The 25,845-nt window shown below is 66.2% G+C and carries 14 protein-coding genes; 5 read left to right on the forward strand and 9 right to left on the reverse strand.

The genetic code is table 11. The annotated features are described in order from the left end of the window. The 3 genes from JOF56_RS35995 (at position 1) to JOF56_RS36005 (ending at position 4,142) form a co-directional block, all read left to right on the forward strand. Positions 1-2,097: a transglycosylase domain-containing protein gene (locus tag JOF56_RS35995; RefSeq protein ID WP_307855405.1), complete on the forward strand. Its 2,097-nt coding sequence runs from the start codon at positions 1-3 to the stop codon at positions 2,095-2,097. A gap of 176 nt (positions 2,098-2,273) precedes the next feature. Next, on the forward strand, positions 2,274-3,479 hold the full coding sequence (locus JOF56_RS36000) for a cytochrome P450 (RefSeq protein WP_209643898.1): 1,206 nt from the start codon (positions 2,274-2,276) through the stop codon (positions 3,477-3,479). A gap of 9 nt (positions 3,480-3,488) precedes the next feature. After that, positions 3,489-4,142: a TetR/AcrR family transcriptional regulator gene (locus tag JOF56_RS36005; RefSeq protein WP_209643899.1), complete on the forward strand. Its 654-nt coding sequence runs from the start codon at positions 3,489-3,491 to the stop codon at positions 4,140-4,142. Here JOF56_RS36005 and JOF56_RS36010 read toward each other — a convergent pair. From JOF56_RS36010 to JOF56_RS36020, 3 genes are all read right to left on the reverse strand, one after another. Continuing rightward, positions 4,129-5,673: an FAD-binding oxidoreductase gene (locus tag JOF56_RS36010; protein WP_209643900.1), complete on the reverse strand. Its 1,545-nt coding sequence runs from the start codon at positions 5,671-5,673 to the stop codon at positions 4,129-4,131. The two genes, JOF56_RS36005 and JOF56_RS36010, sit on opposite strands and share 14 nt — an antisense overlap. Further along, positions 5,670-6,647: an ABC transporter substrate-binding protein gene (locus JOF56_RS36015; RefSeq protein ID WP_209643901.1), complete on the reverse strand. Its 978-nt coding sequence runs from the start codon at positions 6,645-6,647 to the stop codon at positions 5,670-5,672. The genes JOF56_RS36010 and JOF56_RS36015 overlap by 4 nt, the downstream gene beginning before the upstream one ends. 136 nt (positions 6,648-6,783) lie before the next feature. Continuing rightward, positions 6,784-8,490, reverse strand: coding sequence for a DEAD/DEAH box helicase (locus JOF56_RS36020; RefSeq protein ID WP_209643902.1), 1,707 nt, complete (start codon positions 8,488-8,490; stop codon positions 6,784-6,786). 161 nt (positions 8,491-8,651) lie between these two features. Between JOF56_RS36020 and JOF56_RS36025 the strand changes: the two genes are divergently transcribed. Beyond that, positions 8,652-12,395, forward strand: a complete 3,744-nt coding sequence (locus tag JOF56_RS36025) for a hypothetical protein (protein WP_209643903.1) — start codon at positions 8,652-8,654, stop codon at positions 12,393-12,395. Between the two features lie 8 nt (positions 12,396-12,403). On the opposite strand, the gene JOF56_RS36030 is transcribed toward JOF56_RS36025, so the two are convergent. The 4 genes from JOF56_RS36030 to JOF56_RS36045 form a co-directional block, all read right to left on the reverse strand. Further along, positions 12,404-13,354: a GlxA family transcriptional regulator gene (locus tag JOF56_RS36030; protein ID WP_209643904.1), complete on the reverse strand. Its 951-nt coding sequence runs from the start codon at positions 13,352-13,354 to the stop codon at positions 12,404-12,406. 77 nt (positions 13,355-13,431) lie between these two features. Continuing rightward, complete coding sequence (locus JOF56_RS36035; RefSeq protein WP_209643905.1) at positions 13,432-14,613, reverse strand: PQQ-dependent sugar dehydrogenase; 1,182 nt, start codon at positions 14,611-14,613, stop codon at positions 13,432-13,434. 64 nt (positions 14,614-14,677) lie between these two features. Further along, entirely contained in the window at positions 14,678-18,124 is a 3,447-nt protein-coding gene (locus JOF56_RS36040) for an alpha-glucuronidase family glycosyl hydrolase (RefSeq protein WP_209643906.1), read from the reverse strand. Positions 18,125-18,151: 27 nt separating this feature from the next. After that, positions 18,152-19,444, reverse strand: coding sequence for an SGNH/GDSL hydrolase family protein (locus JOF56_RS36045; RefSeq protein ID WP_245378515.1), 1,293 nt, complete (start codon positions 19,442-19,444; stop codon positions 18,152-18,154). Positions 19,445-19,662: 218 nt separating this feature from the next. Here JOF56_RS36045 and JOF56_RS36050 point away from each other — a divergent pair, with 218 nt between their 5' ends. After that, positions 19,663-21,135, forward strand: a complete 1,473-nt coding sequence (locus tag JOF56_RS36050) for a hypothetical protein (protein ID WP_209643907.1) — start codon at positions 19,663-19,665, stop codon at positions 21,133-21,135. A 229-nt stretch (positions 21,136-21,364) separates the two neighbouring features. On the opposite strand, the gene JOF56_RS36055 is transcribed toward JOF56_RS36050, so the two are convergent. Further along, a complete protein-coding gene (locus JOF56_RS36055; protein WP_209643908.1) occupies positions 21,365-23,062 on the reverse strand; it encodes a WD40 repeat domain-containing protein in 1,698 nt (565 codons plus the stop codon). Positions 23,063-23,081: 19 nt separating this feature from the next. Continuing rightward, the gene (locus JOF56_RS58475) at positions 23,082-25,754 is read right to left on the reverse strand and encodes an nSTAND1 domain-containing NTPase (protein WP_307855406.1); all 2,673 of its coding nucleotides are present in this window, start codon (positions 25,752-25,754) and stop codon (positions 23,082-23,084) included. Positions 25,755-25,845 lie beyond the last annotated feature (91 nt).

Consider the following 25,845-nt stretch of genomic DNA (forward strand, 5'->3'; position numbering starts at 1 on the left):
GTGGTCAAGTCGCGAGCACGCGCATTTGTCCAGCTGGTGGCGTTGTGTGTGACTGCGGGAGTCGTGCTGGCAGCGATCCTGTTCCCGTTCGCGGGCGGGGCCGGTCTGGCGGCGAACCGGATCAGTGACACCATCGAGGCGGTGCCGGGGGACCTGGCCAACGCCCGGTTGCCACTGGGCAGTACCGTGCTGGACCGGGACGGCAACCCGATCGCGTATCTGTACGACCAGGACAGGCAGATCGTGACTGCCGAGCAGATGTCGCCCTACCTGCGCAAAGCGATCGTCGCGGTCGAGGATCACCGTTTCTACCAGCACAATGGCGTGGACCCGCAGCGCAGTCTCAAGGCTGTCGGCGGTTTCATCGCCGGTGAGTCGGCCGGTGGCGGTTCGACCCTGACCCAGCAGTACGTCAAGAACTACCTGGCGTACGTCCTGGCGCGCGACGAGGCCGGCCGCAAGCAGGCCATGGAGCACAGCCCGGCCCGCAAGATCCGGGAGGCCAAGCTCGCGCTCGAACTGGAGTCGCAGCTGGGCAAAGAGGACATCCTGACCCGGTATCTCAACCTGGTTCCGTTCGGTGGCAACATCTTCGGCGTCAAGGCCGCGGCCAGGACCTATTTCTCCACCACGCCCGACAAGCTCACGCTGTCGCAGGCGGCGTTCCTGGCCGGTCTGGTCAACAAGCCGAGCACGCTGCTGCGTGACCCGGTCGAAGCGGTGAAACGCCGCAACATCGTGCTCGAGCGGATGGTCGAGACCGGTTTCCTGCCCGAGGGCAGGCCCGCCGCCGAACAGGCCAAAAAGGAGCCGCTGGGCATCGTGCAGCCGTTGAACACGCTGCCGAACGACTGCGGCAACACGCCTGGCGGCACCACCACCGGGTTCTTCTGTGGTTACGTGCTGGACTATCTGGCCAAACTGGGTATCCCCAAGGACGAGATCAAGCGCGGCGGCTACACGATCAAGACGACCATGGACCCGAAGGCGACCCAGGCGGCCAAAGAGGCCGCCGAGGGGGAGGTTGCCAAGGACACCAAGGGAATCGCGAACGTGATGGCCGTGGTGGAACCGGGCAAGGACCGGCATGCCGTGCGTGCGCTGGCCGCCAACCGGGACTTCGGTGTGGACCCCGCCAAGGGACAGACCGCCTACCGGCTGCCCAGCACGATCACCAGGTTCGGTGCGGGCTCGATCTACAAGGTGTTCACCGCGGCCGCCGCGATGGACTCCGGTGTCGGCATCAACGACCAGATCAACGTGCCGAAGACGTACACGTCCGGTGTCTACAAAGGATCCGGCAACAAGCCGTACACCGTGAACAACGCCAGCGACGCTGGCGACACGCAGATGACCCTGCAGGACGCCCTTGCGCAGTCCCCGAACACCGGATTCGTGATCCTGGAAGAGAAAGCCGGCCTGAACAAGGTCGTCGACATGTCGGTAGCGCTGGGCATGCGCGAGAGCATGAAGTCGGTCAACCGCGGCGGCGAACGGCCGGACCCCGAGGCCAAGGACACCTCACTGCGGGTCAGCCAGGAGCAGTGGATCAAGGACGGCAAGATCGGCTCGTTCACCCTGGGCGTGACGGTCACCAGCGTGCTGGAACTCGCGAACGTCGGCGCCACCCTGGTCAGCGACGGCACCTGGTGCCCGCCGAGCCCGATCGATCAGGTCCTCGACCGGGACGGCAAGCCGGTCGACATCAAGCAGCCGCCGTGCGACCAGGCGGTGGAGTCGGCCCTGGCCCGTAGCCTCGCCCAGGGCCTGAGCAAGGACACCATCAGCGGCACCGCGTCCAAGGCGGCCCGGGACGCGCGCTGGGACCGTCAGATGCTCGGCAAGACCGGCACCACCCAGATCCACCAGTCGGCCGGCTTCCTGGGTGCGACTCCGCAGATGGCGGGTGCCGTGCTGACCTTCAGCGACGGCGACCGCCCGAGGCCCATCTGCGACGGCAACCGTCCATTCCTGTGCGAGAACGGCAACATCTACGGCGGCAAGGTACCGGCCCGGACCTGGTTCGAGGCTATGAAGACCGTGCACCAGAACCTGCCACCAGCCCAGCTGCCGCCGGCCGACCCCCGCTTCGAGTAAGCCACCTGGGGGACATGCGGGCAGCGGCGTGACGGGTCGCTGCCCGCCAGGGTCGTCGTCGAACGAGCGTTGCGCCCGCTCGTTCGACGACGACCTTGAAGTCCCACAACGTAAATCAATCGCTTGACTGAGATTTGCGCACTGGGTTGACTGAGCACGACCCTGAGGAGGCTCGTGTGACTCAGCCTGAGACTGGACTGCACTATCCCTTCGACCGGCCGGCCGCGTTGGAGCCGCCGGTGGAGTGGGCGGGGCTACGGGACAAGTGCCCGGTGGCCACGGTGACGTTGCCGAGCGGGGACCAGGCTTCGCTGCTCACGCGGCACGCGGACGTCAAACAGGTGCTGTCGGACCCGCGGTTCACCCGGCAGTTGAACGCCGAGGACGCGGCCCGCATCTCCGACAGCGAGTCGGGCGGGGTCTTCAACGACAGTTCGCTCGCGACGTCGCTCCCGACCGGGGACGACATGCATGTGCGGTGGCGACGGATGATCACCAAATGGTTCACCGCGCGCCGGATGACGATGCTGCGGCCGGGCATCGAGGCGATGGCCGAGCAGCTCATCGACGAGATGGTCGAGCGGGGCCAGCCGGCGGATCTGCGGGCCGGGCTGGGTTTCCCGCTGCCGGTGTGGGTCATCTGCGACATGCTCGGTGTGCCGCACGCCGACCGGGACAGGTTCGCCTACTGGTCGGACACGCTGCTCAACCTGAGCCGGTACGAACAGGCCGAGATCGACGCCGCGCAGGCTGAGTTCATGCAGTACATGTCCGCCCACGTCGCGTCCAAGCGCGCCGAACCAGGGGACGATCTGCTCAGCGAGCTGACCGTGCACGCGGAGCAGTGGCCTGACGGCGTGCTGGCGGCCACCGGCATGGGTCTGCTGGTCGCCGGGCACGAGACCACGGCGAACATGATCGGCAAGATGGTGTCGTTGCTGCTGGCCGACCGCCGGCGCTGGGAGCAGCTGCTGGCCGACCGGTCATTGGTGCGCACCGCGGTGGAGGAGGTGCTGCGCTACGACGCCAATCTTGGGTTCGGCATGCCGCGGTACATCAACGAGGACGTCGAAATCGCTGGTACCGTCATTCCCCGTGGTACGACGGTGTTGTGCGACATGGCTGCGGCCAACCGCGACGGGCACGTGTTCGACAGTGCCGACGACATGGATCTGACCCGTAGCCCCAACCCGCACCTGGCCTTCGGTGTCGGGACGCACTCCTGCATCGGGCAGCTGCTGGCCCGCACCGAGCTGCAGGCTGTGCTCGATGTTCTGTTGCGTAAGCTGCCCACCCTTCAACTGGCTGTCGAACCCAGCCAACTGCGCCGGGTGGAGGGGTTGATAATCGGCGGCTTGAGCGAGGTCCCAGTGCGATGGTGAGAAAGTGTGATGGTGAGAAAGACAGTACGGGCCGACCGGGTCGGTGAGACCCGGGGCCTGATCCTGGCCGCGGCCGAGCGACTGTTCGCCGAGCACGGCGTGCTCGCGGTCTCCAACCGTCAGGTCAGCGAGGCCGCGGGCCAGGGCAACAACACAGCCGTCGGCTACCACTTCGGCACAAAAGCCGATCTGGTCCGCGCGATCGCGCGGAAACACGGCGAGCAGATGGAACAGTTGCGGCTGCGGATGCTCGACGAGATCGGCGACAGTTCAGACGTGCGGGACTGGGTCGGATGCCTGGTGTACTCGGTCACCGAGCACCTGGCCGCGCAGGGCAGTCCCACCTGGTTCGCCCGGTTCGCCGCCCAGGTGATGACCGACCCGGCGCTGCGCGACATCATGATCGACGAGGCCCTCACCTCGCCCGTCATGCAGCAGATCGTCGACGGCCTGAACCGCTGCCTGCCCGAACTCCCGCTCCAGGTCCGTATCGAACGTGGCGACATGACCCGTCAGCTGATCGTCCACATGATGGCCGAACGCGAACGCGCCCTCGCCGAAGGCACCGCCACAACCCGGCCCCGCTGGCACGACACCGCGACAAGCCTGATCGACGCCATCGTCGGCATGTGGCTCGCCCCGGTGACACCTACCGGGGGGTGACCAGGACGCCGGGGTTGAGGATGTTCCTGGGGTCGAGGGCGTTCTTGGCGGCGCGGAGGGCCGTGGCGAAGACGTCCGGGCGTTGACGGTCGTACCAGGGGCGATGGTCGCGGCCGACGGCGTGGTGGTGGGTGATTGTGGCGCCGTGGCGGTTGAGGACTTCGCTGACGGCGGCTTTGATTTCGTCCCACATGGACAGTTCGGAGCCGCGACGGCCGGGCGCGATGACGGTGAAGTAGGGGGCGGCGCCGTCTGGGTAGACGTGCGTGAAGCGGCAGTTGACCATGCCTGGGGCGCCGCAGATTTCCTGGACGGCCGCCTTCGCCTCGGTGCGGACGGCCTCGACGAGGTCGCCTACCGCGTTCCAGGTCGTCGCTGTCTCGAAGGTTTCGGCGATCGCGCTCATCCGGGCCAGTGCGTCCCGGATGTAGGGCATGCGCAGGAATGATGATCGCCAGGATTCGGTGGCGTTTTCCCGGTCGTGCCGCCGTCCTCTGTGTGCAAGCGCCAGTTCGGCCGCCTGTTCGAGAAGGGCGGACACGGGAGCAGTGCCCTCGAACCCAAGCAGGAGCACGTTGGCACCATCGCCGGCGCCCGACAACTGGGCCTCGCCCGCGTCGAGCAGGCGGCAGTTCGATGGGTGCAAACCCGACTGTGCAACGGCTTTGGTCGCTGCCACTGCGTCTGCGAAGTCGGAGAAGAGTATGGCGGTCGACGCCTTGTGGGTCGGCCGGTTCTGCAGGCGTACCCAAGCTTCGGTGATCACGCCCAGCGCGCCTTCGGAACCGAGGAACAACCTGTCGGGGGAGGGGCCTGCCCCGCTGCCGGGAAGCCGCCACGACTCGCTCACACCGACCGGCGTGATCACGCGCAACGACTCCACCAGATCGTCGATGTGCGTGTAGAGCGTCGCGTAGTGCCCGCCCGCCCTGGTCGCCAGCCAGCCGCCCAATGTGGAGAACTCGAAGCTCTGCGGGAAATGCCGCAGTGTCAGACCGTACGGCTTGAGCTGGTCCTCCAACGCGGGGCCGAAAACACCGGCCTGGACTCGGGCCGCGCGGCTGACTGGGTCAACCTCGATTACACTGTCCAACTTGGACAGATCTAGGGACAGTACACCGGTATGGTCGCCGCCGCGATATTCCACGCCACCGACCACCGAACTGCCGCCGCCGTACGGCACGACAGCAACATGAGCATCGCCCGCCCAGTCGAGCAGGCGCACGACGTCACCCTCGTTCTGGGGATAGGCCACAATGTCCGGTGATCGATCCAGCCTGCCGTACAAGGCTCTTACCGTGTCCCGATAGGCCTTTCCGTACGTGTGCGACGCGCGCTCGGCCTTGTCCGTTGTGCAGATCGCGTCGAGGGACGCGGGCACTGCGATCGCCGAAGGTGGCAGACCGAGATCCTCGATCCGGGGGACAGGCAGCGGTTGGCCAGGCAGTCCTGGGAGTAACGCCCCGAGCTGGACGCACTCCTGGTCGGGTACCGCCTCGGCGACGTGTCCCCAGCCCCACCATGACCTCATCGGGTTTTTACGAACCTGCCGTCGAACAGGCCGGTCAACGACGGTGTCGTCTCGGTCAGGCCCGTGTCCCGCATGAAGTCGCTGATCAAGCGTGCCTGGTGGGTCAGGTGCTGCGGAGTGTCGCCCGGCGCGAACATCTTGATGTTCTCGTCGCGTGTGAGGAACGTAGTGCCCGCGCCATAACCGCGATAGTCCGCCGGGCTGACGCCGCCCCGGCCGGCCATGATCGTGGCGGCTGCGTCCGGATTCCGCGAGATCCAGTCGATCGTGTCGAACCAGGTGTCCACCAGCCGCTGCACAGTGTCCGGATGGGTCCGGGCCAGCTCGGAGCCGATCACCAGATGGTCGGGAATCGAGCTGGGGAAGTCCGCCGAGCTGGTCACCGACGTGCTGCCCGGCCTGGACAGAGCCGTTGTGGTGTAGGGCGCGAACGCGGCGACGGCGTCAACATGCCCCACAGCGAACGCGGACGCAGCCGAGTCGGTGAGCGTGGAGACGAGTTGGACGTCGCTCGCAGCGAGTTTGGCCCGCTGCAACGCCAGCAACAGCAGATAGTGGTCCACTGTGCCTTCTTCGACCGCGATCTTCTTGCCCTTCAGGTCGGCCACACTCGCGATCCCGGTCCGCGCGATGATCTGGTCGTTGCCGGTGGAGGTGTCGTTGACCAGCACAATGGTCTGCCGTACACCGGTGCTGACCGAGACCAGGGTGTCGTTGAGGGTCTGGCTGTTGGCATCGATCGCACCGGTGGCCAGCGCGTTGAGGCTGTCGGTGTAACTGTCGAAGTACCTGAGCTCGACATCGATCCCGTTGCGCGCGAACAGGCCCTGCTCCTGCGCCACCTGCCAAGGCAACCACCCAGGCCACGCCGAGAACCCCAAGGTGATCCTGGCCGCGGGGGCCGGCGGACTCCCGCACGCCGCGACAAGCAGCCCGAGCACGGATAACAGCGCGGTGAGCAACCGGGAACGCATCCAGACTCCCATGCAGGCCACAGCCGGCCCCGATGCCGGCCAACCAGGATCAATCTACCGCCTCACCCCGCCACCTTGATCACCAGGCGGCAGGGCCTCGTCCTGGTAGGTCAACCGTTGTGACCAAAGTGGACGATCAGCGGTTGCGTGGGGCGCCTCGTTTGCCTGACTTGGCGGTGCCACGGGTTGGGGAGTCGCGCTCACGGCGGACTGTGGGCTTCTTGCCCTTGATGGTGGCGCGGCGCAGTGCCGCGATCACCTCGTCGGCTGCTGCCTCAGGGACCTCTACCAGCGAGAACTTGTCGGCTATCTCGATCGCGCCGATGTCACGGCCGCTGAGGCGGGACTCGCCGGCGATCGCGCCGACCAGGTCCTGGGGCCGGACTCCTGTGCTGCGGCCGATGCCGAAGAACAGGCGCGTGACGTCGCCTGCCGGTCCGCGGCCGCGCCGGCCTTCGGGGCCACGGCGTTCCCACCGCTTGCTGCCTGGCTGTTCGGCGACTTCCGGGATCTCCTCCTCGTCGGTGGAAACGCCGGTGGACTCGTGGGCCAGCTTCACCGCTGCCAGCGCCACGTCCATCACGTCGAACTCGTCCGCGAGGGTCTCGACCACCACGCGGAAACGGTCCAAGTCGTCGCTGAGCAGGCTTTCCTGCAACGCTGCCCGCGTGAGTTCGAGGCGCCGCGCACGCAGATCCGCGATCGTGGGCACCTTCTCCACGGTGATCCGCTGCTTTGTCACCCGTTCGATCGCCTTGAGCATCCGGTGCTCACGCGGCTCGGCCAGAGTGATGGCCACGCCCTCACGGCCTGCACGCCCGACCCGGCCCACGCGGTGCACGTACGCCTCAGGCGCCGACGGAACGTTGTAGTTGATGACGTGGGTGAGCTGTTCGATGTCCAGGCCACGCGCGGCCACGTCGGTCGCGATGAGCAGGTCCGCGGTCCCGGCGCGCAGCCGCCCCATCACGCGGTCGCGCTGCTCCTGGCCCATTCCTCCGTGCAGGGCCTCGGCGCGGTAACCCCGGCCGTTGAGCGTCTCGGTGAGCTGGTCGACCTCTTCCCGGGTGCGGCAGAAGACGATCGCCGCAGTGGGCGCTTCGACGTCCAGCACGCGGCCCAGCGTGGCGGGCTTGTGCGCGCGGGCGATGATGTACGCGCTCTGCCTGACCAGCGGTTCTTTGTCGCCGTCGGTGGCTGTCTCGCGGCCCATCTCGATGCGGACGGGGTTACGCAGGTGCCGGCGGGCGATCCCGTCCACGCGTGATGGCATGGTCGCCGAGAAGAGCACGGTCTGCCGGTCCTCGGCTGTCACATCGAGGATCGCTTCGATGTCCTCGGCGAAGCCCATGTCGAGCATCTCGTCGGCTTCGTCCAGCACGACCGTCCGGACACCGCCCAGCTCAAGCGTTCCCCGGCCGATGTGGTCGAGGGCGCGTCCGGGCGTCGCGATCACGACGTCGACTCCGCGCCCGAGCGCCTGCAGCTGCCTGCCGATGGGCTGTCCGCCGTAGATCGGCAGGACGCGTACGCCAAGGTCACGGCCGTAGCGGTGGAACGCCTGCGAGACCTGGACGGCCAGCTCACGCGTGGGAACGAGCACCAGCGCGGCCGGGGCATCGCCCTGCCTGTCCCCGGACAGGCGCTGCAGGACCGGCAACGCGAACGCGGCCGTCTTGCCTGTGCCGGTCGCCGCCTGTCCGAGCAGGTCACGGCCGTCGAGCAGGGGCGGGATCGCCTCCCGCTGGATCGGGGTCGGTTCCTCGTAGCCCAGACTGGACAGCGCGTTCTGCAGTTCCGGCCGCAGCGCCAGATCGGCGAAGTTCGCCGCGTCCTCACTCATGTCGCTCTCCTGCTCCTGGCACCTGCGAGTCCTTCTCCGGCGATCATCACCCAGACCCTGATCGTGCGCTGTGTAGGGGCCCAGCCTGCCAGTAGGCCGTCCGCCGGTCCTCGTTGGACCACCGGCGTGACACGAATGGGGGTCCAGGCTATGTATAGGGCATGGATACCGGCTCATCTGCCAACACCGTCACTGGCAATGTCGCTGGGAGTGTGGTGCAGGCCGGGGTCGTCCACGGCGATGTGAACCTCCGGACTGGTGCACCGGTCCGTACACGGTACCGGCAACAGGTATCGCGGATCGCACCGGAGCGCCTGATCGGCCGCGAGCAGGAGCTGGCGGAGCTTGCCTCGTTCTGCTCCACGCCCGCGACCGAGGGCGGTTACCGCTGGTGGCGGGCTGAGGCGTGGTCCGGCAAGTCGGCCCTGATGTCCTGGTTCGTGCTGAATCCGCCGCCGGGTGTGCGAGTGGTGTCCTTTTTCATCACCGCCCGCCTGTCAGGCCAAAGCGACCGGGTGGCGTTCATCGAGAACACTCTGGAACAACTCGTCGCGTTGACCGGTGAGGACCTGCCGCCGTACCTCACCGAATCAACCCGGGAAGCGCACATGCTCGGCCTGCTGGCCGAAGCGGCGCAGGCGTGCCGGGCCAGAAACGAGCATTTCGTGCTTGTGGTGGACGGCCTCGACGAAGACCGAGGCGTCACCACAGGCCCGGACGCGCACAGCATCGCAGCGCTGTTGCCGTCAAAACCACCTGACGGAATGCGGATCATCGTCGCGGGCAGGCCCGACCCGCCGATCCCGGTCGACGTCGCCGACGACCATCCGCTGCGCCGCCCCGGCATCGTCCGCCTGCTGGAGCCTTCACCCCAAGCCCGTGCCGTCCGCGCGGACATGGAACGTGAACTCAAGAAGTTGTTGCACGGCAGCGTGATCGAGCAGGACCTGCTCGGGTTGCTGACGGCTGGTGGCGGCGGCCTGACCGCGGCAGACCTTGCGGAGCTGACCGGCATGTCGGACTACGAAGTCCATGACCACCTGCGCACGGTCACTGGCCGGACGTTCACCCGGCGCGCCAGTCACTTCCGGCCGGAGGCCGGGCGGGAGGTGTACCTGCTCGGTCACGAAGACCTGCAGGTCACGGCCCATGACGTGCTGGGCCCGGCGAGACTGGCCAAGTACCGGGACCGGTTGCACGCCTGGGCCGACGGCTACCGCGAGCGCGGCTGGAACGAGGACACGCCCGAGTATCTGTTACGTGGCTACTACCGGATGCTGGACGCCGAGGGCGATCTCACCCGGATGACCGAACTGGCCGTGGACACCGGCCGGCAGCGGCGTCTGCTCGATCTGTCCGGAGGGGACGTTGCCGCGTCAGGCGAGATCGCCGGCGTGATGGAACAGATCGCCGATCAGCAGTCACCGGACATGGCGGCCTTGCTTCGCTTGGCCTTACATCGCGACATCCTGGCCCACCGCAACGTGAACATCCCTTGGGAACTACCGGGAGTCTGGGCGGCCCTCGGTTCGTTCAACCGGGCCGAAAGCCTTGCACTGTCTATTCCGGACAGTACATCTGCGGTCATAGCGATGTGCGATGTCATCACCGAGCACGGCAGACAAGGCCGGCACGCTGAGGGTATGGCGCTTGCGGACCGTGCCGAGCACCGTCTGCGCTCGATGGGCTACAGCGGCTCCCTGCTGTACGAGTACTTGAGCATCGCCATGGCAGAGAACGGTGACTTCGACAATGCTCGGCGGGTGTTCCCCGGGATCGAGGGGCGTTTGTGGAACGTCTTTCGCTTGATGAAACTGGGTTTCCATCTCGGCCGGGCCGTCGATGTAGTGACGTTGACGCATTCGGCGCTGACCGCGCTGAGCTCGGAAGTCCGCGATTCCGCAGTACATCACAAGGATTGGCGTCAGGTGCTGAGGTTGTGCTGGGGTCTGATCCGGACTGTTGCCGGGATGGCCGACGAGCGACTCCTTGCCCAACTACACACCGGTATTCAGGTACTGCTCGAGCAGATGCGCTGGCAGGACGACAGCAAGCGGGTTGTGGAGTTGTGGATTGCCGCGGGCCAGGGACGTCTCGATCAGGCGGCAGAAGCGCTGGGGACGGTCAGGCAACCGTACGCCGCGACGTACGCCAGGATCGGCTTGCTGGCTCAACTGATCGTGTCCAGGCCAGATGACGCTCGCGCGCTGCTGGCGGAGATCTGGCGACTGCTCGAAGTGCTGGACGAGCCGGACCATGATTCACTGTGTGCCGAAGTGGCACAGGCGTTGTCCGGTGTCGGCTGGTATGACGAGGCTCAGGCGGCCATCGCCGCGATCTCCGACTCTGGGCACCTGCGAGTAGCCCTGTTTCCGTTGATCGACAAGCTTGTGGCCAAGGGAGACACGAGCCGCGTACAGCATGCGCTGACGTCCTTTTCGGACACCGTGCCGCAGGGTGCCGTGGATCTGGCCCGCTTGGCGATGGTGTACACCGTTGCCGATCCGGAACGCGCGCGTTGCCTTGCCATCGCGGCTGAAGCGGCGATGCGTGCGGACTTGCCTCCCTATCCGGCGAAGTCGAAGCCGGTTCTGTTGGTCGAGGCCGCGATCGAGGCAGGGCGGCTCGACCTGGCTGAGTCGATGGCGGAGTCGGTCGGCACCTGGCCTTACGACGAAATGGCAGACGCAGCGTTGTTGGCGGCATATCTGCGGGCCGACGAGACAGGCCTCGCCATGGACAAGTTGGTGAGGATTCAAGAGCGGGGCGCCCGAGCGGACGCCCTGCTGATGGTAGCCACACACTTCTACATGACCGGCCGCGGCAGCCAGATGGACGGACTGGCGGAATGCGCTGGATTCACCGCAGCAGAGGGTGCCGGATGGATCGCGCGAGCGGCCATCGCCGCGGGGGAGTTGGACCAGGCCGCGTCGATCATCGGTGGGATCCTCGATGCGCCCCAATCCTTCCAGCAGGCCCCTTGGGACGCTCTCATCACGAAGCTGGTGACGACCGGTCGTGCCGACCAGGCCGAGAGGTTCCTACCGACACTGCCTCCTGATATAAGACCGGAAGCCGAGTTGATCCTCGCCACGGCGCTTGTCGAGAACGAGGACATCAGCAGGGCCGCGAGGCTGGTCGATCAGTCAACGCCACCACAATGGCTCTCCGTCCAGCACACGTCGCGACTGGCCACGATCGCGGCTGAAGAGGGCGACTTCGACCGCGCGCAGGATCTGCTGTCGAGCATCCGCAATACCGAGCACGAACCGCAGCCGTTGCTGGCGTTGACGGTCGCGCTCGCGCGGGCAGGGCACCTTGATCGTGCGGTGGTGGCCGGTCACTGGTTCATGACCAGGAGGGCGTGGTGGCAAGAGGCGGCCCAGAAGGTCGTGCGGACCTTGCTTGACTGCGGTGGCCTCGAATTCGTCGAGGACTTCGTGTGGTCACTCGACGACGACGCGTCCGCCCACGGTCACGCAGCATTGATATGCGTTCTGGCCGATCGAGGCGACGTCGCGGACGCTGAGTCTCTCGCCACGAAATTCAGGTTCCTTCACTCGCAGTCCGACGATGACCCCTTCGCTTTCTGGTCGGCCGCGGACCAGACCACACCCGAAGAAGATGCCCAGGGGAACGCGTTGACAGGCTTGGCCAAAGGCGTGGCTCGCACCGGGGACTGGCGCCGTGCCACGACCATCGCCATGTCCATCACGAGGAGCATCAGCCGCGGACGGGCATTGCTGCGGGTCGCGGCGGAGTTGCCTGCCGAGGATGCTCAACGGGTACTTGCCCGCGCGGTGTGGCTGTTCGGGCTGTGGCTGCCGTTGAAGAATGTCGCCCGGGTCCGGCCGGATGCGATTGCCGCGCTTGTCGAGGAGCTGGGAGTCGCGCTCCGGCCTTGAAGGTCATCTCAGTCCGGTGTTCGTTGGAAGGCTGTGCGGTAGGTGTTGGGATTTGTGCCGACGATCCGTTTGAAGCGGTCACGGAATGCGGTCGGTGAGCCGAAGCCGACCTGACCGGCGATCCGGTCGACGGGGTGGTTGGTGGCCTCAAGGAGGTACTGGGCCTGGCGGATGCGGGCGCGCAGCAGCCACTGCAGGGGCGTGGTGCCGGTTTGTTCGCGGAAGCGGCGGTTGAGGGTGCGGGTGCTCATACCTGCCTGGGCCGCGATGTCTTCCAGGGTGAGTTCTTTGGCGGAGTTGTCCTCCAACCAGCGCAGGATGGGCTCGAGAACGCAGCCGCGGGGTGTGGGTGGCTGGTCGTGGACGATGAATTGTGCTTGTCCGCCTTCACGTTCCAGCGGCATCACGGACAGGCGCGCGGCGTCGGCGGCGACTGCTGATCCGTAGTCGCGGCGGATGAGGTGCAGGCAGAGGTCGAGGCCGGCTGCGGCGCCCGCGGACGTGAGGAACTGGCCGTTGTCGACGTAGAGCACGTCCGGGTCGACGTCGATTTCGGGGTGCTTCTTGGCCAGTTCGACGGCGCCCAGCCAATGTGTTGTCGCGCGGTGCCCGTCCAGCAGGCCTGTGGCGGCGAGGGTGAACGCGCCGGAGCAGATCGAGGCGATGCGGGCGCCGTTCGTGGCCGCCTGCCGCAAGGCTTCGAGTGCTTCTTCAGGCGGCGTTCGGTCGACGTCCGCGCAGCCAGGCACGATGATCGTGTCGGCTTCGGCCAAGGCTTCGAGGCCCCATGGCGCCTGCAAGGTGAACGCGCCCGCGTCGACAGTCGGGGTGACGCCGCAGACCTGCACGCGATAGGCGAGGCGGCCGTCGGGAAGACGAGTCCGCGTGAACACCTCGATCGGGGTGGACAGATCGAACGGAATGACCTTGTCCAGGGCCAGAACAGCCACGGTGTGCATGGCAATATCCTAGCCAAACACCTGATTCCAGCCAGGCTGTGATCGCCAGGGCCGTGGATGCCCTGGCGATCACTGGCTCAGACGCGCTCGAAGGAGACGCGGTGCAGCTGGCCGGTGCGGTCGGTGACCACGTACATCTCACCGAAGCGGTCCACGCCGAACGAGCTGACCTGCGCCGGGAACTGCCCGATGCGGGCATTGGTGTACGTGCCGTCGCGGTTCTTGCGCACGGCCCACGCGGTGGCCGAGCAGTAGTCGGTCGCCACATAGGTGCCGAAGGCGAGGCGGGCGTGCTGGAAGCCCCGGTAGACGTGGCCGCCGATCACCGCACAGCCGTCGACCCGGGTCTGGTAGTGGAAAACCGGATCGGTGTAGTCGGCGCCTTCCTGGCAGCGCGCCGCGTTGAACACAGCCGGTCCCTCCATACAGGACCATCCGAAGTTCTGCCCGCCGCGCAACGACCTGGCGTGGTTGACCTCTTCGAACGCGCCCTGGCCCACGTCGGCGATCCACAGCGAGCCGTCGAGTGAGTCGAACGAGAACCGCCACGGGTTACGCAGGCCGTACGCCCAGATCTCCGGCTTCGCCCCGGCCGTCTTGGCGAACGGGTTGTCGCCAGGAACGCAGTAGGGGAGTTCGCCGCACGACTTGCTGACGTCCAGCCGCAGGATCTTGCCGAGCAGCGTGCCGAGGTTCAGGCCGTTGCCGTCCGGGTCGCCGCCACTGCCGCCGTCGCCGAGACTCCAGTAGAGATACCCGTCGGCCCCGAATGCGAGCTGGCCGCCGTTGTGGTTGTTGAACTTGGAGTGCTCCTGCGTGAGCAGGACCTGCTCTTTGGCCGGGTCGCCCAGCGGAACCCGCGAAAGCGTCAGTGCGCCGTCCGGTTGCCTGGTGTAGGCCACATATACCAATGAGGTCGTGGCAAAATCCGGTGCGGGCGCAATACCGAGCAGGCCCCGCTCGTTGGCGACGCTGTTCACACGGTCGCTGATGTCGAGCACCGGGGCGGCCGCGAGCCCGTCTGTCGGGTGGAAAACCCTTACAGTGCCGCGTTTCTCCGCGATCAGCATCCGTCCACTGTGGTCGTTCGCGGCCACCATGGCCACCGGCCGGACCAGGCCTTGCGCGACTTGGGTCATCACCACCTTCAACTCCTCGAGCGGCACCCCGAGTTCGTACCCGGCTGACGCGGGCGTGGCCGTGGCGGGCGGCAGAGCGGCCATCGCGAGCACGAGGCCTGCCCGTCTACGTCCTGACATGTGGAGCTCCTCAGGTATTGGGGAATCCAGTCGGGAGTTGGTACGCACGCGGACGATCATCGGTTCAGACCGGTTTGGCCGAGTTGTCCCGTTTATCGGTACATACTGTGATCAGGCTTCGCCCAGGATGCTCCTGTGGGTTGTCAAGTGGTTGGAGTGGTTTGTGGTGGATGCGTTCGCCTTGGCTCTTGATGCGGAAATGGTCGAAGGCTACGTCGAGATCTGTGGTTGTTCCGGCGCGATTGAAGGCGATGAGGCCGGCGTCTGTTGGTTGGGCGGTCAGTGTGGTGGCGCCTAGGAACTTGTAGGTTGTTCCGTCGCTGGAGTAGTAGGCCTTGTAGGTGTTTTCTGCCTTTGTGAGTCTGAGCCAGAGGGCGCCGGATGTTCCGACGATTCGCTGGGCGTCGGAGCCGGTGATCTGGGAGGTGGTTGTCACTCCGTTTTGTTCGCGGATGAGGGCTACGCGGCGTTTGTCGATTGGGGCTGTTGCGTTGCTCATCTCCCAGGCCAGCTTGACGTAGTTGTCGTCGTCGGCGTAGGCGATGATGCCGCCTTGTTCGTTGTTGCTGGTCACTGGCCGCGAGAATACGAGGCGGGAATCCGCTGTCCAGTCGCCGTTCACGGGTTGCAACGCCACGTTCCGGGCCGTGTTTGCGCTCTCCTGGAGGTCACCGGTCTGCGACGTGATCACGAGTGAGCCGTTGGACAGCCGCCATTTGGAGCTATCCGGGCGGACCCATCGCCATTGTGGGCCCAGTTCAGCTGCGTTGAACTCGTCGCTTCCGCGGATTGGGGTGTCGAAGTCCACGGTGTAGGTCGAAGTCGCATCGCCGTTGGTGACCGTCACTTTTGCCTGGCCGGGGGACTGGTCGACGCGAACGGCGGCTACGGCGTCGTTGGCGGTGGCTGTTACTTTCGCATCGGGTAGTAGAACGTGATAGGCGAGTGTGTCCGGTGAGAAGGACGACAGCTGTCTGCCGTTGATTCGTATGGCCTTCAACGTGGTGTCTCGGACCTTGGTGAAGACGTAGTCCTTGACGATTGGTCCGAAGTAGCTTGTGCCGGTGACGCGGATGACAGCCCGGCTGGAGTCCTGTGAGAGGATTTCGTGTCGCACTCTGGGATCTGCTGGGATGACCTTGGTGATTGCCGGTGATGCGCCTGCGCGTACCGGGATTGTGTACGACTGGGCGGACAGGTCGAAACCGCTGATTGTCCGGCCGTCGACGACTATCCTGATCGACAGGGGGCCGTTGTCCACGGGAATCTGCCGGCCGCTGAATTCCTTCCAGTAGTTCACGCTGGTGTCGCGCCAGTCGGCCGCGTCGGTTTCCTGGGCGGAGAGCTTGGCCGCGACCTCCGAGAAACGGCGGGTGTCGATGAACGGACGCAAGGTGTCCCAGGTCTGGCGCATCCAGGTCACGTACTGGACGCCCATCTGGTAGCGGTACACCAGTTCATCCCAGAAGATTCGGCCGCTTCGCATTCGGTGGTTCCAGGGCACGTGGTGGAACCACATCATCAGGTTTTCCGGGACGGTGTCGATGTTGCCGTACTTCGTCGCCAGAGCAGGGAAGTACTGGGCGACGAAGTTGCTTCCCGTTGCTGAGCGGTCATAGCCCAGGCCGGCGCTGTCGGCCTTGTTGTAGTAGACCGGGCTCCAGTCGTCCTTGATGAACCACTGGGCCGGATTGGGGCCGTAGTGGTCGCTGGATCTGAACTGGTGGGCGACACCTAGTGGGGTCTGGTAGTTCACGAGCGCTTCCCGGGAGCCCATCATCATCTTCACGATGGTGTGTACTGGTTGCCGGTTGTTGCTCCAGGTCATCCGGACCCAGTCGTCGGCGATGTCCTCGGCGTCCAGTGTCCAGTTCCATGCCTGCCGGCCGAATGCGAACAGGTTTGCCTGAGAGAAGTGGTGCCCGGTCAGGTTGTCCGCGTTGCCGAGGTTGGCCACGCCCACGATCGCGGTGTCGGACTGGCCATGAGTTGTCCCATCCACCACGTTGCCCACCAGACCGGCGCCGTGGGTGTCGGTCTTCAGGACCTCCTCCCACATCGGGGCCAGGTAGGAGAGCATTGTGCTCTGGCCGGTGTACTCCTGGGTGACCTGTAGTTCGATTGCCTGGTTGGTGTTCTCCATGCGGCCGAACATCGGGTGGATCGGTTCCCTGGCCTGGAAGTCGAGTGGGCCGTTCTTGGTCTGCAGGAAGACGTTGCCGGCGAATCTGCCGCGCGTTCCGTCCGGCTGGAGTTCGTCGTCGATGTGGCCGAATTCGAGATATGGCCGCTTCAGCCGGTCGTTGTCCACATTGGCGTTGTAGACGAAGGTGCGCCAGAAGATCGTCATGCCCAGCGGTGCGACTGCCGCCGCGACTCCGTTGGCGCCGTCCCCGTGGTCGTAGCCGAAGTCCTGGGGTCCGGGCTGTCCCTCGGAGTTGGCCTTCACGGTGAATCCGATGAAATCGGGGATCGCGGCCTGCAACTGCCGCGCTCTGCGGTTCCACCACGACTGGAATGCCGCGCCGTACGGGTTCAGTTGCTGGTTGGTCAACGTGTCCGGCGCGAACCTGGCATCCGTTGGAGAGGCGTAGTTGATGGACACAGCGAGCTTGATTCCGTAGGGGCGCAACGCGTCGGCGAGTGCCGCTTCCTGCTCGATGTACGCCGGCGTGAGGTAGGCGGCGTTGGCGTTGACATTGTTGATTGTGATGCCGTTGATCCCTACGGACGCCATTGCGCGCGCTGCCACGATGTAGCGGTCGAGGATGACCGGCAGGTTCTTCCCGGCGCTGGCGCCTGTCGCGGCGAAGTTGAAGATCGCGCCGTTCTCACCATTCAGTCCACCAGTCCCGGCGGGGTTGTTGCCGGCGTAGAGGCGTTCGGTTTCCCAGTAGTTCAGGTGGCGGCGCTTGATCTTGGGCGTCTCCGCGATGGCCAGACCGGTGATGGGCTTGTGCGTCTGGAGGAGTCGCAGGAAGGCGAATGTGCCGTACAAGGCGCCGATGTCGGTGTTACCGGCGATGACGGTTCCCTGGGAGACCGAACGGATGAGGTAGCCGTCCTTGCCGATCGAGGCCAGATCGCGGGCGGAGATGTACCGGCTCACAATTGGCGAACTGTCCCGGGTTCCTACGATCACGGCGCCATCGCGCGGGCTGGTCTCCACCGGTACGGCTTTGTCCAGCAGTCCGCCAAGTCCTCTGGTCAGTTCGTTTCTGGCCGCTGCCAAGGTGGATTCCATCAGGTTCTCGGCCGAACCCGGTGCCATGCTCAGGTTCGGCGTGTGGCGGTGCACCTTCTCGCGATCGGAGTTCTCCACGACGATTGTGCTGATCGATCGCCGGTATTCGGCGAGGAGACCCGGGTCGCCGACCGGTACATAGCGCAGCCACATACTTGAGCCGTCGTAGCTGCTATCTGACTGCGCGGCGACCGCGGGCTGGACGGTTGTCAGCAACCCGGCGAGCACTATGCATGCCACGAACAGCGCGCCTGACCGCACACGCATCGCAGGTTCCTCCACTCGTTGGGATCTCTAACGCAGCAGCGAGGCGGGGACGGCATCGGCCAGCACCTTGTACCCGAACGGGTTCAGGTGCAGGTGGTCCCCTCCGTCGACGCTGGGCAGCAGTCGCTTGGGGTCGGCGGGATCACGGGTCACGGCGTCGAAATCGATGACGGTGTCGAACTTCCGGCTGGTTCGGATCCACCGGTTGACTGTCTGGCGGGCCGCTTCGCGGTGTCCGGCTGCGTCGTCGTAAGCGCTGTTCCCGCCGAATGGCAGCAAGGTCGCGCCGTAGACCCGGATGTCGTGGGCATGGGCACGGATGATGATCTGCTCGTAGGCGGCGATCAGGTCTTCCGCGACTTCGCGTTGCGGCCCTTCTGCGGCTTGGGCCGTGCCGATGTCATTGACGCCTTCGAACACGATGAGCCACTTGACCCCGCTCTGCGCCAGGACATCGCGATCGAGCCGGGCCAGGGCGCTTGGGCCAAGGCCGTCGTTGAGTACCCGGTTGCCGCCCGCGGCCTGGTTCAGCACCGCGATCCCTGCTGTGCGTGGGTGGGACTGCAACCGGTCCAGCAGTTGGTCCGGCCAGCGGTCGTTCATGTTGGTCGTGGAGCCGCGACCATCGGTCAACGAGTCGCCCAGCATGACCACACCGCCAGTGGACTGTCTGGTCATCACTTCGACTCCGCTGAGGAAGTACCAGTGATTGGTGATGGTCGCGCCGGGCAGGTCTTCGGCGTCGATGTGGTTGCCGGACAACAGATACGAGGTGGTCCGGGAGCCGGGATGTGAAGTGATGTTGTTGGACGCCTGGCCCTTGGCAAGGTAGATCGTCACCGTCAGGTTCGTTCGCGCGGGCAGCGCGAGGGCGATCGGATCCGACACCACCTGCGCCCCGACCGGAACGTCCACAGAGGACATTCCCTGGAACGTCACCGGCCGCTCGGTGCCGGGCTGGATCGCACTGACGCCGGCCTTCCCGTCGGCCGGCAGTGCCACTGACACGCCGGTGATCGGCAACGTCGCGCCCCCGAATGCGTTGGAGAAACGCAACCTCGCCACCTGCCCGCCGACCGACACCCGGAGGGTCTGCCGCAACGTGCTGTCGGCCAGGACCAGGTTGTCCGCGGTGAACGGCGGAGGCGGCATGTTGCCGGGCTCGGTCAGCTGCGGCATGGCCGTCCACGTGTTGACCCACCGGCCCGCGCCCGATTCGGTGTCCATGCTGCCTGATGGCTCCGTTTCGCCGATGACGGACGCCATGAGCAGAACGCCGATCGTAAGTGCTCCCACGACAACCGACGACGTTCTGCCCATGGGTGCGCCTCCCGATCCATGACAACAGGGACCGAAACTTTCGACAGCGTGATGCGGCCAGCGTTCTTCGAACGTAGAACCGGTCGGCCATCGAGGTCAAGCGGTCACGGGTGGTCATGGTGCTTCGAAACTTTCGAACCAGGCTGGTCTGGTGGCGCGCACAAGTTGTGGAGCCGGGACTGCAATGATTCTGCAATCCGGATCGGCAGAGTCGGCTCATGTGGCAGGTCGACAAGCGGGCTGAGCAGGCGGATTCGGGCACATCACGGACGGTCGGCGGATTGCCGTCGTCGGTGCTTTCCGCTGCGGGCAACCAGGCTGTGGTCCGCATGGCCGCTGCCCAGCCGCGGATTGTCGCGCAGATGTCCGAGCTGGGAACCGTTTTTCACACTGTGACAGGGTTTCTGAGCGGGCAGGAGCTGGAGGGCTCCGTGGGTGTCGACGGCGTCAACGATCCCCGGGACGTGGCGATCGTGACGCGGATGCTGTTGATGGCGGGATACGTGGGCCTGGACATCGACGCGGAGATCACCCAGTTTCAGCGCGAGGTCCTGAAGTGGTCGAAGCCCGACGGGCGGATCGATCCCGGTGGCCGGACATTCAAGGCGCTCAAGGAGCATCAGCCCAAGAGCAGTGGCAAGGCGAACCCGTGGGGCGATCCGCAGCCCGATACCGCGGCGGCTCCTGCCGGGATCGAGGAACAACTCCGGAGACTTGAGGAGCTGTCGGCCAAACCCACGACGAACAGCTCCAACGACGAGGAGACCAACAGCGTTCGCAAGCAGCTTGTCAGCGGGATCGCGGCGGCACGCGCGATGGTCGAGACAGTCACGGACCCGGCCAAGAAGGCTGAGTACTTCCGGCGCCTCAACGCGGTCGCGCCGTTCTACTCACAGGGCTACAACGAGAAGATCATCGGTAACGCCCCGAAACTGACGTGCAACCTCACCGTGGCGTCCATGTGTCTTGAGCAGCTGGGCAAGAGCGCGGCCGACTACACGGACCCGTACGGCACACTCGCGGCCATCAAGACCTGGGCGACCGGTGACATCGAGTCGAGCTACCACAAGCAGATGGACTTCAGCAGGCTCGCGGACTTCATGCAACTCGTCGCGGTGGCCGAGAAACTCGGCAAGGTCGCCAACCCCACCGATGAGCAGATCAACGCCGCCCGCATCGAGGCGATCAGCTGGGTCGACGACGGCTACCCGGTACTGCAGGCCCTGTTCCGCGGTTTCGGCGTGAGCGCCGAGACCAAGTCCCACGACCGGGGAACCGAACTGTCTGCCATCGGCGCGGCGAACACCCTGGGAGCAGGAGGCATCTGGGACAGGATCGACCGTCGCGAGGCCGCAGCTCGTGGCGGCCAACCCGACGACGCCTCGGTAGTCGAGGCCGGACGCGCGTATGACGCCAAGGACGCGGTGGTACGCGGCCGGACTGTCCGGGCCGAGGACATCGAGCTGGAGGGCTACAAGAAGTGGGCCATGGACACGTTCGTGCCGATCCTGAACGCCGGCCGCCCGGTGGCAGTGGGGCAGTGGAACCACTGGATGCGGCTGGAAGCGATCGACGACGACGTCGTCACCATCGACGACCCCAGCTCGGGCACCCGGTCCAACCGCAAGTTCGCCTGGGAGGAAGCCCGCGCGGTCGGCTTGTTCTGGATCTCGCTGGTCGTGAAGCTGTAAGGACAGGCCGTGCTCCTTTTTCCAGGTGTGGCCGCCGGCCGTGGCTTGGGCGGCCACACCTTTTCCTCCCCCGGCCCGGCCTGCCGATTCGATGTGCGACACCCGCACCCCCAAGTTCCGGTGTCGCCGCCCGATCGCATCGAGGTGGCAGGCCGACCCTTCAAGTTGTAGACCTGATGGGTTGTTCAATCTCGGGAGCGCGCGCAGAACAATCAATGCTGAACAACGGTCAGCAGGACGCGGGTTTGCCGTTGTCACTGTGGAGCGCGACAGTGTGGCAGATGTGTTGTGTCGCCTGGTCGGTGTCGGTGTACCAGGTGGCGATCGTGCGGTCTTTGCTGGCTGTCGCCAGCGTTACCCCGTCCCGGCCCCATGTCGCGGCGTTGACCGGGAGCGAGTGGCCCTTGAGCGTCGCCCAGGCGGACCAGGTCGCTGTGTCCCACAGGATGATGTCCGGGTCCGTCTCGCCGATGGTGGCGAGCAGTCTTCCGTCCGGGCGGAACGTGGCCGCGCGCAGACGCCCCTGACGACCGGTCAGGTCAGCGAGGTGATCGAGGGTCCGGGCGTCCCAGATCTTGACTGTGCCGTCGATACCGGTTGTGGCGAGCCTGGTCCTGTCGGCGCTGTATGCGACAGCAACGGCGTTGTGGCGCAGGCTGCCGACGACCCCGTTCGTGACGACGTCCCAGACGGTGACCGCCTCGTTTCCGGTGATCGCCAGCTGGCGTCCGTCAGGGCTGAACATGAGTCCGCGGCTGAACGAGCTGCCCAGTTCTGTCACGGGATGCCTGCGGCCGATGTCCCAGACGACAGTGGACCCGCCGCCGATGGCGAGCAGACGGCCATCAGGACTGAAGGCCATCGGCTGCAGAAACCCGGCCTTGACGTTCAGTTCAGCGATATGGGTTCCCGACGCCACGTCGTAGACCACGACCTGCCCGTTGGGCGTCATTCGGGCCAGGCGGGCACCGTCCGGGCTGAAGACCTGATGGGAATCCGCGTTGGGGTCCGCATTGGCGATCTCGACGATCGGTTGCGCGGGCTTGGCGACGTCCCAGCTCACGAGAGTGTGGAACTGGCCGGTGGCCAGAATGGAGCGGCCGTTGGGGCCGAACGTGAGATCAGTGCTGACCTCCCCGCCGATATAGGGCAGTTCTGCCGGTTTCCACAGCAACGCGGCCGTTTCACCAGCCGCTGCGATGGTTCCGTCGGCCGCGGTCGTGACGGTGTGCAGCCCGTTGGATTCACCAGTGGCTATTTCTGTCAGGGTGATTCCCCGCGCGACATCGGTGAGCCGGACGGCGCCGTTGGTGTCGACGCTGACCACGGCCTGGCCGTCAGAGGTGTAGGCGACGTCGTTGATACGCCGGCCGATTTCAGGGGTGGGCCTGCGGGTTGCGGTGACCAGGTCCCATATCGCCAAGTGGCCCTCGGCGTTGACTGTGGCGATCGTCTTGCCGTCCGGACTGTAATCCACTGCCTCGGCGCCGTGCAGGCCCAGAGGCAGCGCGGCACCGGTGGTCACATCCCACAGGAACAAGTTGTCGTTCTCACCGGAACAGGCCAGGACGCGCCCGTCAGGGCTGAAGGTGAGGCCGGCCCTGGGGCCGCCGTGCTGCCAGGACATGACCTGCCGGTGGTCGGTGGTGTTCCAGAGTCCGACGAGGTGATCTTCGCGGCCCAGGGAAGCGATCCGGGATCCGTCCGGTGAGTAGGTCAGCGCACCGACCATGCCCACGTGCGCGGCGATCTTGCCCCGAAGAGTCCCGCTCGGCAGGTCCCACAGCCGGATGGTTCCGTCGGACGTACCGGTCGCGAACTGTTTGCCGTCCGGACTGAACTCCACTGTCGTGACGATTTCCTGAGCCGCCGAGCCGGAACCGGCCAGTTCCAGCGGGCGCGCGCCGTTCTGGATGTCCCAGATCACGACATTCAATGTCGAGCGGCTACCGCAACAGTTGGTGACCGCGGCAAGTAGCCGCCCGTCGCGGCTCAGCGCGATTCGTCCGTTGGTGAACGACGGCAACGGGATCCGTAACCGGTGGGTGGGACGGGAAGCGACGCTGAGCAGACTGCTGCGGGCTTCCGTCGTCGGGGCCTTGGCGTAGGCGTCGAGGCTCAGCCGCATGGCCTGGCCGATGTCCTGGATCGCGATCTGCTGGGCGTTGACGGCCAACTGCCGTGACAGTGCGATGTTCTGCTGGCGGTCGGCGTTCTCCCGCTGCTGGATCGCGATGACCGTGATCCCCGGCACAGACCACGAGCAGCGCGGCAAGTCCGATGGCCAGCCATCTCAGCTGACGCACCCGGCGCTGCGTGACCTGCCGCTCCTGCTTTGCCGCGGCCAGACTGGTGTCGAGAAACTCCTGCTCACGCGCGAGCATCGCCGGGGCGTTGCGTTCGGCCCATTCCTGGGCGATGGCAAGCCGCGCGCCGCGATACAGCGCGCCCGGGTCCTGGTGGAGGGCATCCCAGGCGGCGGTGGCCTCCGTGAGATGGCGATGTGTGCGCAGGTCCTCACGGTTCTCGGTGAGCCACTCCCGAAACCGGGGCCAGTATCTGATCAGGGCGTCGTGTGCGATCTCGACGGTGTCCGCGTCGACGGTCAGTAGCCGTTTGCGTGCCAGGGCGTCCACGACTGCGGAGGTCGCGGAATCGTCGCCCAGTTCGGCCCGTCCTGCCCGCCTCCGGGTGTCCTCGGTGCCGTCGCCGACCGCGGTCAAGCGTGACAGGACATGCCGGGCGATCTGCCGTTGCGACTCGTCGAACTGCTGGTACACCGATTCCGCGGACTGGGCGATCGCCCCGTGCAGTTCCCCGGCGGCTTGGTAGGCGCCCAGCGAAAGGGTGCTTCCACGCCGGCGGCGCCACGTCTCCCACAATGCGTGCGACACGAACGGCAACGCGCCGGGCTGCCCAGCGGCGTGGTCGACGATGGTGGCGACCAGCGCGCGGTCGACCATCAACCTTGCCGCAGCCGCGGGTTGGACGATCGCGCGAACCAGTTCGTCCGCTGTCATCGGACCGACCAGCAGCTGTCCGGCATCACGCAGGACCGAGACCATCACAGGGTGTTCGGCGCAGCGATGGTAGAAGTCCGCGCGTACGCCGAGGACCACCCGCGTCCGCTCGTCCGGGTGGTGTGCCAGTGTGAGCAGGGCATCGATGAACGAGGTGCGCTCGGACTGTTGCGAGCACAGCGTGAAGATCTCCTCGAACTGGTCCACCACCAGCACGAGGTCGTAGTCCGCGGGCTGGGCGGCGAGCGCCTGGCGGACGGCCACCCACAGCCACATGGCGCCCTGCGTCAGGTCCGCCTCGATCCCGAGCTTCGCGGCCAGCCGGATCGCGCATTCCTCGAGGGGACGGCTGCCCGGGGTGAACAGCACGACCTCGGTAGTGCCCGATTCGGCCAGTTCATGTGCCAGGCCCGCGCGCAGCAGGGACGACTTCCCGCTGCCCGACGGGCCGAACACGGCCACCACCCGCTGGTTGTCCACTCTGGACAACAATTCGCTGACCAGCTGCTCCCGGCCGAAGAACCGATCGGCGTCCGTGGTCTGGAAAGCGGCCAGGCCGGCATACGGGCTCGTTGCGCTGTCGTCGGGGTTCTCCGGAGTGTCTGCCAGGCCGGACGACACCTGGTGCCACCGAGCGGCCCATTCGTCCCGGTTCCCGCCGCACGCGGCGACATAGGCCAGCGTCACCGCAAGGCTGGGCAATTTCCGTCCCGCAGCGGCCTCGGACAAGGCACCGGCCGAATAGTGCGCACGCCGGGCCAGGACCCGGTATGCGACACCGCCGGACTGCTGACGCAATTGGCGTAAATCGGCGGCGAACTGGACAAGGACGTCATCGCTCTGCTCAAGCGGCCGCTCCGGACGCGGCATCGTGGCTCCCCTCGCCAAGCCAACGAAACCAGCCGATTGTGCCAGCATCACAGTGGCCAGCGTCGATTTTCGCGGCCATCGGGTGAAGCCCTCGTGGGCGGTGTCGAGGGGGCCGGTGAACCGGCCGCGGCGACTGACCGCGACGTGTTCGGCGGCGGCGAGCCGGGAGAGGGCCAGAGGTCCTTCGGTGAGGGGGTGGCCGGGGCGGACGGCCGCCACTATCCGGAGGGTGACCAGCTGCTCGACGTGGGTTTCGGGGTCGACGTGGTCGATGGATCCGATCTCCAGGTCGACGCGGCCGTCGCGGAGGGCCGGTCCGGCCTCCAGTTCCTCGGCCCGCAACCGCAAGGACACCCCGGGCGCCTCTTGCCGGGCCAGTCGCAGCAGCCCGGGAGCCAGCGCCGCGCCGATGATGTTGGCTGGCCTGGAGGGTGAACGTCCGGCGTAAGGCGGCCGGATCGACGCCGCTGCCGGGCGTGAGCAGTGCTTCGAGGCGACGTACCACTGTGGCGGCTTCGACACGCAGGGCCTGGGCACGGCGTGTGGGGACCATGGTCTGTCCGGCGCGCACCAGGAGTGGGTCCTGCAGGAGGCGGCGGAGACGAGCGTGGTGCGGCTCATCGCGGCGGGGGAGGTGTGCAGGCGGGCGGCGGCGCGGGTGACGCTCTGCTCGGCGAGAGGCTGCGGGCGGTGGTCGTGCGCGACGCCGCCTGGCTGCCAGGTGGTCACCGGCCCGCACGGCGATGCCGACGTCGTTGACCGGGCGTTCGAGGGCGCGGACGCCGTCTTCTGGCTCGTACCCCAGGATGCCTCCCGGACT

Source organism: Kibdelosporangium banguiense (genome assembly GCF_017876405.1).
GTDB lineage: Bacteria > Actinomycetota > Actinomycetes > Mycobacteriales > Pseudonocardiaceae > Kibdelosporangium > Kibdelosporangium banguiense.